The following is a 12,468-nucleotide window of genomic DNA, read 5'->3' as shown; positions in this document are numbered from 1 at the left end:
TCGGGTATTACAACACCGATGTAGAGTAATTCGGGTCCACTCACGAGGCGATCGTTCCCGAAGGCTCACTCGCTCATTTATAGATGGCTAACCGCGGATCAGTGGCGGACTCCTCCAAAGCCCCGCCCGCACAGCAACCGCGCCTCACGCCTCCCCAGCCTCGTCACCGGACGACGTCCGGTTGTAAGCGAGAGCGGGGCTCTCGCCCTGTCGGTGGTCCTCCGCTTCGCTCCGGACCACGGACTCCCTCGCGCGTCCTGTCTCGCGGCCGCCGGGGGCGGCCGCTCGCAGGCACGCGCCACCGCACCGCATGTTTATGAATGAATCTCGGGACACCACGTCGCGATCGGTCACTCGGGTCGCTCCGCAACGGCATCTTATAAGCCGTCGCGGGGGGAACGGTCTCGGTAATGCTGGACGGGGTCAACGTCGCGCTCGGCGTCTCGGGGAGCATCGCGGCGGTGAAGGTCGTCGAACTCGCGCACGAACTGCGCCGCCACGGCGCGAGCGTCCGCGCCGTCATGTCCCCGGCGGCGACGAACATCGTCCACCCGTGGGCGGTCGACTTCGCGACCGACGAGCCGGTCGTCACGGAGATCACCGGCAGCGTCGAACACGTCGAGTTATGCGGCCGGGAGGGGTGGGCCGACGTGCTCCTGCTCGCGCCCGCGACCGCCAACACCGCGGGGAAGATCGCCGCGGCCGTCGACGACACGCCCGTGACGACCTGTGCGACGACCGCGCTCGGCGCGGACGTACCGGTCGTGATGGCCCCGGCGATGCACGAGCCGATGTACGACCACCCGGGCGTCCTCGACGCCCTCGACCGCTTGGAGTCGTGGGGGATCCGCTTCGCGGACCCGCGTATCGAGGAGGGGAAAGCGAAGATCGCCGCCGAGGAAGACATCGTCACGGAGGTCGCCCGCGCGACGACGCCCCAGACCCTCTCGGACGCGCATATCGTCGTCACCGCGGGCGCGACGAAGGAGCGGATCGACCCGATCCGCATCCTGACGAACCGCGCGTCGGGGAAGACGGGCCGCGCCCTGGCGCGGGCGTGCTACGTCCGCGGTGCGCGCGTGACGCTCGTTCAGGACGGCCCCGAGGTCCCCTACGCCGACGTGGTCGCCGTCGAGACCGCCGACGAGATGATGGACGCCTGTCGGCGGACCGCCGCGACCGCGGACGCGCTGGTGTCCGCGGCCGCCATCTCGGATTTCACCGCCGACGCCGTCGACGAGAAGATCCGGTCCGGATCGCCGCTGTCGGTCGATCTCAGGCCGACGCCGAAGCTCATCGACTCGGTGCGCGAGGCGTATCCCGACCTCCCGATCGTCGGCTTCAAGGCCGAGACGTCGGGCGACGACGCGGCGATGGTGGCGGAAGCGGAGCGCATCCGCGACCGCGTGGGGCTCTCGTTCGTGGTCGCCAACGACGCGAGCGTGATGGGCGAGGAGGCGACGCGGGCGCTGCTCGTCGGCCGAGGGGACACCCGCGAGTTCGTCGGTGATAAGGACGGGCTCGGCGCCCGTGTCGCCGACGAACTCGCCGGCGTCCTCGGGCGATCCGAGAGCGAAACCGTGGGATAACGAAATAGTTTTGACTTTGCCATTGTTTTGCCACACTGGATAGTCTCGCGTTTTTCGCACGAAGACGTGAGAGACAGTTCACACATGTCAGACACAGACGCCCGCCGAATACTCGTTCCCGTCGGCGACTCGGACAGCCTCCGAGACACTGTCTCGTACGTCGTCGACTCGGCGACCGAGACGGCCCCGGCGCCGGTCGAGATTCACTTGGTCCTCGCGGCTCGGACGCAGGCCGTCAGCCCCGACGCCCCGACGGAGCTCGGCACAGCCCGCGAACAGTTGGAACGCGTCGCCCTCTGGGTCGAGGAGGAGACGGCCGAGGGGACGGTCGTCGCTCGGGAGGACCGAGAGGCGGACGCGGCGGGCGAGTCCGAGGCGGACGCGGACGGCGAAGCGCCCGCCGGTGCGGCCGATGCCCCCGGGTGGCTCACCGTCGTCACCGACACCGTCGGAACCGACCGGTACCTGTTCAGCCCGGGCGACTACGCCGACGCGCTCCTCGAGTACGCGGCCGCGGCAGGTATCGACCGGATCGTCGTCGACCCGGAGTACAAGCCCGGCGGCACCGCGTCGATGCTCCAGCCGATGTCGGTGGAGCTGGCCCGCGGCGACGTGCCGGTCGAGACGGCGCCGGTCGACCGACCGACCGAGGGGGCGGTGCTCGCCCGCGCGGCGTCGCTGTCGAAGTACCTCTCCGTCTTCGTCGTCTCGTACCTGTTTTACATGTCGCTGAGCGCCTGGAAGCCGCTCGACTTCTTCACCGGCTTCGTGACGGCGTCGATCGTCTCCCTCGTCCTCGCGCCGGTCGTGGCGAACCGCTCCGCGCCGCTCGGGGTGACGCTCCGCCGGCTGGCCCGACTGCTGGTGTACGCCCCGTACCTGGTCAAGGAGATCGCAGTCGCGAACCTTCAGGTCGCGTACGTCGTCCTCCACCCCGACATGCCGATCGACCCGGAGGTCGTTCAGCTCCGCGCCGCGGTCTGGGGCGACGGCGCGGTGACGACGCTCGCGAACAGCATCACCCTCACGCCCGGAACCTTGACCGTCAACGTCTCCGAGCGCTCGTTCGACATCCACTCGCTGACCGCCGACTCGCGCGCGGACCTCTTCGACGGCGGGTTAGAGCGCGCGGTTCGGTTCGTCTTCTACGGCCGCGCGGCAGCCCGGATCCCGACGCCGCGCGAACGCGGCGACGCCGGGGAGGGACGAGATGGTTGAGTTCGAGACCGCGCTGCTGGCCATCGCGGCGGCCTTCGTCCTCTTCGCCGTCGTCGCGCTGTACCGGGTGTACGACGGGCCGACGACCCACGACCGCGTCATCGCGGTGAACGTCGCCGGGACGAACACCGTCATCGCCATCACGCTCGTGGCCGCGGCGTTCCAGCAGTCGACGTTCCTCGACGTGGCGCTCGTGTACGCCCTGCTGAACTTCCTCCTGTCGATAGCGTTCTCGAAGTTCAACGTCGAGCGCGGGGGTGTGCTGTGACGCCGACCGAGTGGGGCATCGTCGCCCTCGCGCTCGCCGGGGCCTTCTTCGGCGGCGTCGCCGCGGTCGGCCTCGTCCGACTGCCGGACGTCTACACCCGTTCGCATGCCGCCTCGAAGAGCGACACGTTGGGGGCGATCCTCGCGATCGCCGCCGCCGCGCTCGCGCTCCAGTCGGGGCTCTCGACGGCGAAGTCCGTCTTCCTCCTGTTGTTCATGTTCATCACGAACCCGACGGCAGCACACGCCGTCGCCCGCGCGGCGCAGGACCAGGGAATCGAACCGTGGACCGCCGACGAGGGTGACGAGCCATGACGCTCTCGCTGATCGAAGCCGTGCTGCTGGTGTTCGTCCTCGGCTGCGCAGTCGGCGCGGCCCTGCTGAAGGACACGCTGGCGGCGGTGATGGCGTTCGCGGCGTACAGTCTCGGCGTCTCGGTGCTCTGGCTCGTGCTTCAGGCGCCCGACGTCGGGCTCACGGAGGCGGCCGTCGGCGCCGGCATCATGACCGTGCTGTTCCTGCTGGCGCTGTCGAACACCGCCTCGCCGGATGTCGACCGCCTGTTCGAGTCGATCGGGTGGCAGACGGCGGCGCTCGTCGCCGGGTTCGTCCTGCTCGTCGGCGCGACGGTCCCCGCGCTCCCGGCCATCGGCGACCCGAACTCGGCGGTCGTCGGCGGCGAGGTGACCCAGTACTACCTCGAGAACGCGTACGACCAGACCGAGGTCAAAAACGCCGTGACGGCCGTCCTCGCCGCGTACCGCGGCTTCGACACGCTCGGCGAGGGCGTGGTCGTCTTCAGCGCCGTCGTCGTCACGCTGTCAGTACTGCGCCGCGAGGTGGTGGCATGAGCACCGGCGACGCGGACCCGGCGGCGGGCGACGACGAGGGGCCCGGGCTGTACGTCGAGTCGACAATCATCATGACCACCGTCCGGTTGGTCGCCCCGTTCATCCTCACGTTCGCGCTGTTCATCATGTTCCACGGGGCCGACTCGCCCGGCGGCGGGTTCCAGGGCGGCGTCATCGCCGGGTCCGTGGTGATGATGCTCGCCTTCGCGTACGGCATCGACTCGACCCGTCAGTGGCTCGACGTCCGCGTCGTCTCCGCGCTGGCCTCCGGGGGCGTGTTCGCGTTCGTCGGGATCGGTCTCGGCGCGATGGCGCTCGGCGGACAGTTCCTCCAGTACGCGGAGTTCGAGGCGCTGTTCGGCCACGCGATCAAGTACGCAATCGAACTCGTCGAACTCGGCATCGGCGCCATCGTCGCCGCTGTCGCGATCGGGCTATTCTTCCTGCTCGCGGCCGGCTTCGACGGCGTCGCCGAGGGGGACTCCTCATGACACTCGACTTACTCACGACCCACTACAACTACTACGCGGTCGTCCTGCTGCTCGGGATCGGGCTGTACACCGTGATCGAATCCAGGAACCTCGTGAAGAAGGTGATCGGGATGAACGTGTTCCAGACCGGGATCTTCCTGTTCTTCATCACGCTCGCGTACCGCGCAGGCGGCAATCCCCCGGTCGTCACCGAGGGCGCCGGCCCGTACGTGAGCCCGCTGCCGCACGTGCTCATCCTGACCGCCATCGTCGTCGGCGTGAGCCTGACCGCGGTGGCGCTCGCACTGGTCGTGCGCGTCTACTCCGAGTACGGCACTCTCGACGAGCACACCCTGGAGGAACTCTACCATGATTGACCACCTGATCGTCCTGTTGGTCGTCCTGCCGATCCTCGGCGCCGCGGTCCCGCCGCTGGCCAGTCTCCGCTACGACCGCGTCGGCTGGGCGGTCGCGACGGCGACAGCCCTTGGGCACGCCGCGATGGCCGGCGCGCTCGCGTGGACCGTCTGGACCGACGGGGTCGTTCGGTACGCGGTCGGCGGGTTCGTCGCCCCCTACGGGATCGAACTCGTCGCCGACGGACTGACGATCCTGCTCGTCGCCCTCATCAGCGCGGTCTCGCTCGGCGTACTCGCGTACGCACGTCACGCGGGCCCCCACGAGAACTCGTTCTACTCGCAGTTCCTGCTCCTCGTCGCCGGCCTGTCCGGGATGACCGTGACCGGCGACGTGTTCAACCTGTACGTCTTCCTCGAGATCACCGGGCTCGCGGCGTACGGGCTGGTCGCGAGCGGCCCCGGAGCCCGGTCCGCCGTCGCGGCCCTGAAATACCTCATCATCGGAACCATCGGCGCGTCGCTGTACCTGCTCGGCGTCGGCTACGCGCTCGCCGCCACTGGCACGCTGAACATGGCGGACCTCAGCGACAAACTCGCCGCCGCGGGATACGACTCGACGCTCGTCTTAACCGCGTTCGGCCTGATCGTCGCCGGACTCTTAGTGAAGGTCGCGCTGTTCCCGATCCACACCTGGCAACCCGACGCGTACGCGGACTCGCCGGACAGCGTGAGCGCGTTCATCTCGGCGCTCGTCTCCACGGTCTCCGCGTACGCCCTGGCGCGCGTGTTGTTCTCCGTGTTCACGGTCGACTTCCTCGAGGCGGTTCCGATCGCGCGCCAGGCGCTGGTCGCCGTCGCCTGCGTCAGCATCGTCGCCGGGAGCGCCCTCGCCGTCGCGCAGTCCGACGTTCAGCGCATGCTGGCGTACTCGTCGGTGTCGCAGTTCGGCCTCGTGATCGCCGGATTCGCGATCGCGACGCCGCTGGCGGTCGTCGGTGCGACCGTCCACCTCGTCGGGCACGCGGTGATGAAGGGCGGCCTCTTCGCCGCGACCGGGATCATCGAGCGGAAGACCGGCGCGACGACGGTCGGCGGGTACGCCGGGATCGCCGGTCGCGCGCCGGCCGCCACCGGCGCCTTCACGCTGCTGGCGCTCGCGATGGTCGGCGTTCCGCCGGCCGTCGGGTTCATGGGGAAGTGGTACATCGTCCTCGGCGCGGTGAACGCCGGGTCCTGGCCGGTGGTCGCCGTCCTCTTGGCGAGCACGCTGCTGACGCTGGCGTACTTCGCGCGGCTCGCCGAACGGCTCTACTTCGCCGAGGCAACTATCGCGCCGGAGGCGGTCGCCGCCGACGGGGGTGAGCGCGTCTCGACGGCCATGATCGTGACCGTCGTCGTCGCCGCCGTCCTCGCCGTGGGACTCGCGGCCGCCGTCCCGGTGATAGACCAGTTGATCGACATGACCGTGTTCGAGCTGATGCTCCAATGACCGACGTCACCTCCCTTCGACCGTTGTTCGCCGTGCTCGTGTCGGCCGTGGCCATCCCCGTCATCCTCTCGCTCCGATCGCGGCCGAACGTCCGTGAGGGCGTCACCCTCACCGTCGCCGCGACGAAGTTCGCCCTCGTCGCCAGCATGGTCCCCGGCGTCCTCTCGGGGACCACCTACGTCACGCGGATCGGCGAGCTGGGCGACGGTATCTCGCTCGTGCTCCGCGCGGACCCCCTCGGGATCCTGTTCGCGCTGCTCGCGAGCCTCCTGTGGATCGTCACGAGCTTCTACTCCATCGGGTACATGCGCGGACTGAGCGAACACGCGCAGACCCGTTACTTCGCCTCGTTCGCCGCGAGCCTCGCCTCGGCCGTCGGGGTCGCGTTCGGGGCGAACCTCGTCACGCTGTTCGTCTTCTATGAGCTGCTGACGGTGTCGACGTACCCGCTGGTCACGCACGACGAGACCGACGAGGCCCGCGCGGCCGGCCGGAAGTACCTCACGTACACCTTCGGCGGCGGCGTGGCCGTGCTCGGCGGGACCGCGCTCGTCTACGTGCTGACGGGCACCACGGCGTTCACGCCGGGCGGGATCGAGGCGCTCGCCGGCGCGGACCCGACGCTGGCGCGCGTGGCGTTCGGCCTCCTCGCCGGCGGGTTCGGCGTCAAGGCGGCGCTGATGCCGGTCCACTCGTGGCTCCCCGACGCGATGGTCGCGCCGACGCCGGTCTCGGGGCTGCTCCACGCGGTCGCGGTCGTCAAGAGCGGCATCTTCGGCATCGCCCGCGTCGTGCTTGACGTGTTCGGCACGGAGACGATGGCGGAGCTGGGCGTGGCGGCGCCGCTCGCGGTCGTCGCCGCGATCACGCTCCTGACCGCGAGCGTCATCGCACTGCGGCAGGACAACCTCAAGCGGCGGCTGGCGTACTCGACGATCAGCCAGCTGTCGTACATCGTCCTCGGGCTCGCGCTGCTGGAGGGCGAGGCGCTCGTCGGCGGGCTGCTCCACATCCCGGCGCACGCGTTCATGAAGCTCACCCTCTTCTTCTGTGCGGGCGCAATCCACGTCGAGACCCACACGGACGACATCAGCGACATGGCCGGCATCGGCGACCGGATGCCGCTGACGATGGCGGCGTTCGCCGTCGCAGCCGCGGGGATGGCCGGCATCCCGCTGATAGCCGGGTTCGTCAGCAAGTGGTACATCGTCATCGGCGCCCTGGAGGGCGGCGGCCTCGTGTTTGCCGGCGCGCTGCTGGTGTCCGGCGTCCTCAACATCGCGTACTTCTGGCCGATCGTGTACCAGGCGTACTTCGAGTCACCGGACGGGCACGACAAGAAGCCGCTCGTGACCGCGGCGCTCGGCGGCCGCGGGAGCCCCCGCGCCGACGGCGGCCACGAGGCCGCGACGCACGCGAGCGCTGGCGAGACCGCAGCGCACGGCGATGACCACGAGGCGGCGACGCACGAGGGTCACGACGACCACCACGGCGGCCCGCCGGCGGGCGGGTGGGACGTTCGTGGCTGGCGCGGCGCCGAGAGCACGTGGTTCATGCTCGGGCCGATCCTGACGGCCGCGAGCCTCTCGGTCCTGCTCGGCGTCGTCCCGCGGACGGCGGTGTTCCTCCGGATAATCGAGACCGTCGTCGGTTCGCTCCCGGGGGTGATGGGCTGATGACCGCCGCGCTCACCGCCCTCCCGCCCGGTCCGGTCCTCCTCGTCATCGCCGCGCTGATCGCCCTCACGCCCCGCCGCGTCGGGCACGCGCTGGGCGTCGCCGCGTCCGGGGTCGCGGTGGCTTGGGCGTGGACCGTCCCGGCGGGCGCGCACCTCCAGGCCACGTTCCTCGGCTTCGACGCCGTCCTGCTCAACGTCGACGAGTTCTCGCGGCTCATGGGGCTGATATTCGGGATCATCGGCGTCGTCGCCGTCCTCTACTCGTACGCGAGCGAGGCCGAGAGCATTCAGACCGCGTTCGCGTTCTCCTACGTCGCGACGAGCTTCGGCGCGGTGTTCGCCGGCGACTGGCTCACGCTGCTGTTCTTCTGGGAGCTGATGGCCGTCACCAGCACGCTGCTCGTCTGGCACTACCGCGGCGAGGCGGTCCGGGCCGGCTTCCGGTATGCGCTGCTCCACGGCCTCGGCGGGACGCTGCTGATGGCGGCGATACTCGGTAACTACGTCGCGAAGGGAACCTTCCTGTTCGCCACGGTGCCGGGCGGCCCCGAGACGGCGGGGATCGTGGCAGGGCTCCCGGCCGCGCTCGCCGCCGTCGGCATTGGCGTCAACGTCGGGTTCATCGGCCTCCACGCGTGGCTCCCCGACACGTATCCGCGCCCGCACATCGCCGCCAGCGTCTTCCTCTGCGTGTTCACGACCAAGACGGGCGTCTACGGGATGTACCGGGCGTTCCCCGACGGGCACGTCGCGATCGCCTACATGGGCGGCGGGATGGCCGTGTTCGGGGCGACGTTCGCGCTGTTCCAGAACGACATGCGGCGGCTGCTCTCGTACCACATCCAGTCGCAGGTCGGCTACATGATCGCCGGCGTCGGCATCGGGTCGGCCCTGTCGCAGGCCGGCGCGTTCGCCCACGTGTTCAACCACATCCTCTACAAGGGGCTGCTCTTCATGACGGCCGGCGTCGTCGTCTACCGGACCGGCGAGGAGAGCCTGAAGAAGCTGGGCGGGCTGGCCCGCGACATGCCGGTCACCGCCGGCGCGTTCACGATCGCCGCGCTGTCGATCGCGGGGTTCCCCGGGTTCAACGGCTTCGTCAGCAAGGGGATCATCATCTCCGGGAGCCACTACACCTTCCCGAAGGGCCCGCTCCCGATCGGCGACTTCCATACGCTCGAATGGCTGCTCCTGCTCGGCGGGATCGGGACGTTCATGTCGTTCATCAAGTTCGGCTACTACGCGTTCTTCCACGGGAGCTACGACGGCGACGTGCGGGACGCCAACCGGGGGCAGAGCGTCGCGATGGGCGCGGTGGCGGTGCTCTGCGTCGCTTACGGCGTCCTCGTTCCCACCTCGCCGCTCGCGGCGGTCGTCCCGGCCGACGTGGGACTGTTCGGGATCCTCCCGTTCGACGTGACGAGCGAGGCCGTCGTCGAGAAGGTGTACAAGACGTACACCGTCGACCACCTGATCGAAGGCGTCGCCCTCGCCGTCCTCGGCCTGATCGGCTTCGCGCTCACCAAGAGGCCGCTCTCGAAGCTGGGGCGGGTCCCGGACGTCGACTCGCTGTACAACCCCGCCGTGTTCTACGGCACCCGCGGGCTCGTGGTCGGCGTCACGGATCTTTACGCCGCCGTCGACCGCGCCGTCGTCGGGCTCACGACGGCGACCGTCCGGACGGTCACCGACCCGCAGGCGGCCGTCCGACGCGTCGGCAGCGACGTCGAGATCAAGTCCGGGATCGGCCGCAGCGTGCTGATACTGACGCTGGCGGTCGGGATCGCACTGTTCGGAGTCCTGTTCCTCTGACCGCAGCCAAGCGCCGCCGCGGCCTCATTCTCCGCCGCCGCGACGGCGGCGCGCCTGTTCGCTGAGGGTGAGGAAGGCGACCGCGCCGAAGAACGCGATCACGAAGCCGAACACCGTCGCGTCGCCGCCGCCGGCGGACTGCGCGAACAGGATCGGGGTGACGCTCAGTCCGAAGAGGCCGACGCCGTACCCGAGCCTGTCGCTGCGGTCGTCGAACCGCGGTGCGGCGGCGAGCAGCGAGATGTCGAACGCGAAGTAGAAGTACGCCGCGCCGACGTAGACGGCGGCGGTTCCGAGCGCGGTCGGGACCGACGAGACCAGCGCGTACACACCGAGTGCGGAGACGACGCCGACGCCGAGTGCGAGCGGGAGGGCCCTGTTCATACGGGATCGATCCGGATCCGATCGAGTAAAACCCTCGGGGCAGCGGTGGGCTGCGAACGTCGATGAAACTGGCAGGACCGTATTCGAAGCGGGGCGGCGCAGAGTCGCCCGCCGCCGGCCTCAGTACTCCTCGTACGCGAGGTTCATCATCCACTGCGAGAAGGCGTCCGCCTGCGCGTCGACCTCCTCCTCGCCGATGAACGGCGAGAGCATGTCGTCGGCCATAAGCAGCGAGAAGTCGAGGTCGCGCGGGGCAGGCTCCAGGTAGTAGGTGTTGTGGCCGTTGTAGACGGTGTCCTCCCGCTGGATCAGGCCCGACTCCTCTAACGCATCGGCGATGCGGCTCCCCTTCCGCGACGAGACATCGAGTTCCTTCCAGAAGTCGCTCTGGTGGATGCCGCCGGTCTCGCGGATGAGTTCGAGACCGGCGCGCTCGTCCGCCGACAGGTCGGACTCGATTTCAGACGCGCTCATACTCTCTCACGCCTCCCGAATCGGTTAAAACTGGCCTTCCGCTCGGCCCGCCCCGAGCCCGCGCGAGCGCCGCCTCACCAGCGCGTGAACGCGAACTCTCCCCGCGCCGGGCCGACAGTCACGACGCCGACGCCGCGGAAGCCGAGGTTGAGCAGGTGCGGTCGACCGCCGTCGCCGTCACCGGGGTCGTACCCGAACGCGTGCGAGTGACCGCTGAACGCGGCGAACACGTCGTGGTCTCGGACCGCGAGGGCGAGCGCAATCGACCCGGTGTGGAGGTGCTCGCGGTCCGTCTCGCGCGTACCGACCGCGTGGTGGCGATCGAAGGACGTACCGAACGGCGGCACGTGCGTCGCGAGCAGCACGTCGGAACGGCGCCGCAGGCGGTCCGAAAGCCGCTCGTACGTCGTCTCGATTTCGGCCATTCCGCGGTGGAACGCGACCGCCTCCTCGTCCGCGATGCCCAGCGACGCGGCGACCTCCTCGGTCGACGCCGCTCCGCTGACGACGCGGTGACACGCGTCGAGCAGGTCGTCCGCGAGACGGTCGGCGGCGTGTCTCCGGTCCTCGCGAGGGGCCGTCCGCGGGTCGAGCGCGTCGAAGTCGGTCTGCGGGAGCGACGGGGCGAGCGACCGGCGCTCGCAGCCCCACCCGACCACGGTGAGGTTCCCGAGCGTCCGCGCGCTCAGGTGCTCCGCGGTGGCCCCGAGAGCGGTGTCGACCACTTCCCTCGGCATCGGCGCTGGGTCGTGGTTCCCCGGGACGTAGACGACCGGCACGTCCGGCGCGAGTCGCCCGATGAACCGGCGGGCCAGCTCGGCATCGTCGTCGCCCGCGCGGTGCGTGAGGTCGCCGAGGACGAGCGCGGCGTCGACGTCCGCCGGCGGCGACACCGCGGCGAGGTCGTAGTCGTCGGCCGCGGGCTTCAGGTGGAGGTCGCCGAAGACGAGGAGCCGCATGACCGCTACGTCTGTCTCCGAGGTAAAAACGTCCCGCCCGTCTCGGTACCGAGTCGCACGGCGGCCGGGGTACGCTCCGCTCCGCCCCGCTACGCCCGGCCCGTCGCGAAGTCGGCCGGGAGCGGCACCGCCTCGGCCGGCGTCTCGCAGGGCGGTCCGTCGGCGTACGCGACGGCGGGGTCGCCGCCGGTCCGGATCCGGGTGAACGAGCGCGTTCCGAACCCGTCGCCGTGGAGGCAGGCGCCGTACTCGTGGTCCGCGAGGACGGCGCTCGCGCGGTCGAGCCACGACGCTCCCGACTCCCCCGGCTCCGGGGCGAGCGCGGCCGCGATCTGCCTCGTGCTGTCGGCCCGCTCCTCGCCGAACGCCCGGCGTCGCTCGGGGACCGCGAACCGCTCCGTCCCGTTGACCACGCCGCCGACGTTGCCGATCACGTGGACGCCCGGGTCGAGCCGGGTCACGGCGAGGCCGCCGTCGTACGCCAAGAGGAACGCCGCGCGGTCGTCGGCGAGGACGAGGTTGAAGCCGTCGTACGCGCGCTCGTCGAGTTCGCGCTCGACGGTCCGCACCGCGTCCTCCGCGGAGGCGGCCGTCAGGCAGTCGCGCACGAGCAGCCCGCGGGAGCGGTCGCCCTCGCGGTCGGCGTCGAGCCAGCGGTTCGTGACGGCGACGACGAGACCGTCCTCGGAGAGGCCGATCCACGTACCGCCGGCCTCGGCGTCGCGCGGGGCCACGTACCGGCCGCCGCCGTCGAACCCCTCGCCGTCGTCTCCGCCGTCACCCTGCCCGCTATCGCCGTCGCCCTCTCGGAGTGCCGGCGGTTCGCTCGGGCGGTCGTGCGCCTCGTCGCGGGTGGCGGCGAGCGCGACGGGGGCGTCGCCGAACGTCCGCCACGCCAGAGTCAGTGTACACACGCCA

The 12,468-nt window shown here is 70.3% G+C and carries 14 protein-coding genes; 10 read left to right on the top strand and 4 right to left on the bottom strand.

What is annotated here, in order from left to right; genetic code table 11:
• Positions 1 to 410: 410 nt before the first annotated feature.
• The 10 genes from coaBC (at position 411) to EXE52_RS01350 (ending at position 9,733) form a co-directional block, all read left to right on the top strand.
• Positions 411 to 1,589, top strand: a complete 1,179-nt coding sequence (coaBC, locus tag EXE52_RS01395; RefSeq protein ID WP_049930028.1) for a bifunctional phosphopantothenoylcysteine decarboxylase/phosphopantothenate--cysteine ligase CoaBC — start codon at positions 411 to 413, stop codon at positions 1,587 to 1,589.
• 84 nt (positions 1,590 to 1,673) lie between these two features.
• Positions 1,674 to 2,807, top strand: coding sequence for a monovalent cation/H+ antiporter subunit E (locus EXE52_RS01390; protein WP_089307821.1), 1,134 nt, complete (start codon positions 1,674 to 1,676; stop codon positions 2,805 to 2,807).
• Positions 2,800 to 3,075 carry a cation:proton antiporter gene (locus EXE52_RS01385; RefSeq protein WP_049930024.1) on the top strand — a complete coding sequence of 92 codons (276 nt, stop codon included), beginning with the start codon at positions 2,800 to 2,802 and terminating at the stop codon, positions 3,073 to 3,075. Before EXE52_RS01390 ends, EXE52_RS01385 begins: the two co-directional genes overlap by 8 nt.
• Positions 3,072 to 3,389: a monovalent cation/H(+) antiporter subunit G gene (gene mnhG / locus EXE52_RS01380; RefSeq protein ID WP_049930022.1), complete on the top strand. Its 318-nt coding sequence runs from the start codon at positions 3,072 to 3,074 to the stop codon at positions 3,387 to 3,389. The genes EXE52_RS01385 and mnhG overlap by 4 nt, the downstream gene beginning before the upstream one ends.
• Positions 3,386 to 3,925, top strand: a complete 540-nt coding sequence (locus EXE52_RS01375) for a DUF4040 domain-containing protein (protein WP_049930020.1) — start codon at positions 3,386 to 3,388, stop codon at positions 3,923 to 3,925. Before mnhG ends, EXE52_RS01375 begins: the two co-directional genes overlap by 4 nt.
• Positions 3,922 to 4,416, top strand: a complete 495-nt coding sequence (locus EXE52_RS01370; protein WP_049930018.1) for an MnhB domain-containing protein — start codon at positions 3,922 to 3,924, stop codon at positions 4,414 to 4,416. Before EXE52_RS01375 ends, EXE52_RS01370 begins: the two co-directional genes overlap by 4 nt.
• Positions 4,413 to 4,772 (top strand): cation:proton antiporter subunit C, encoded by a 360-nt coding sequence (locus EXE52_RS01365; protein WP_049930017.1) that lies wholly within the window; start codon positions 4,413 to 4,415, stop codon positions 4,770 to 4,772. Before EXE52_RS01370 ends, EXE52_RS01365 begins: the two co-directional genes overlap by 4 nt.
• Positions 4,765 to 6,243, top strand: a complete 1,479-nt coding sequence (locus EXE52_RS01360) for a monovalent cation/H+ antiporter subunit D family protein (protein ID WP_089307820.1) — start codon at positions 4,765 to 4,767, stop codon at positions 6,241 to 6,243. The genes EXE52_RS01365 and EXE52_RS01360 overlap by 8 nt, the downstream gene beginning before the upstream one ends.
• Positions 6,240 to 7,919 (top strand): cation:proton antiporter, encoded by a 1,680-nt coding sequence (locus tag EXE52_RS01355; RefSeq protein WP_086215349.1) that lies wholly within the window; start codon positions 6,240 to 6,242, stop codon positions 7,917 to 7,919. Before EXE52_RS01360 ends, EXE52_RS01355 begins: the two co-directional genes overlap by 4 nt.
• Entirely contained in the window at positions 7,919 to 9,733 is a 1,815-nt protein-coding gene (locus EXE52_RS01350; protein WP_089307819.1) for a Na(+)/H(+) antiporter subunit D, read from the top strand. Before EXE52_RS01355 ends, EXE52_RS01350 begins: the two co-directional genes overlap by 1 nt.
• A gap of 24 nt (positions 9,734 to 9,757) precedes the next feature.
• On the opposite strand, the gene EXE52_RS01345 is transcribed toward EXE52_RS01350, so the two are convergent.
• The 4 genes from EXE52_RS01345 to EXE52_RS01330 form a co-directional block, all read right to left on the bottom strand.
• Complete coding sequence (locus tag EXE52_RS01345) at positions 9,758 to 10,117, bottom strand: hypothetical protein (RefSeq protein ID WP_089307818.1); 360 nt, start codon at positions 10,115 to 10,117, stop codon at positions 9,758 to 9,760.
• Between the two features lie 120 nt (positions 10,118 to 10,237).
• Entirely contained in the window at positions 10,238 to 10,591 is a 354-nt protein-coding gene (locus EXE52_RS01340; RefSeq protein WP_049930010.1) for a MarR family transcriptional regulator, read from the bottom strand.
• A 74-nt stretch (positions 10,592 to 10,665) separates the two neighbouring features.
• Positions 10,666 to 11,550 (bottom strand): metallophosphoesterase, encoded by an 885-nt coding sequence (locus EXE52_RS01335; protein ID WP_089307817.1) that lies wholly within the window; start codon positions 11,548 to 11,550, stop codon positions 10,666 to 10,668.
• Between the two features lie 89 nt (positions 11,551 to 11,639).
• A complete protein-coding gene (locus EXE52_RS01330) occupies positions 11,640 to 12,464 on the bottom strand; it encodes an NRDE family protein (protein WP_089307816.1) in 825 nt (274 codons plus the stop codon).
• Positions 12,465 to 12,468: the final 4 nt, after the last annotated feature.

Source organism: Halorubrum sp. CGM4_25_10-8A, from assembly GCF_005435025.1.
GTDB lineage: Archaea > Halobacteriota > Halobacteria > Halobacteriales > Haloferacaceae > Halorubrum > Halorubrum ezzemoulense.
Note: the sequence above shows the minus strand (reverse complement) of the source record. Positions and strands in the feature narration are given on the sequence as shown.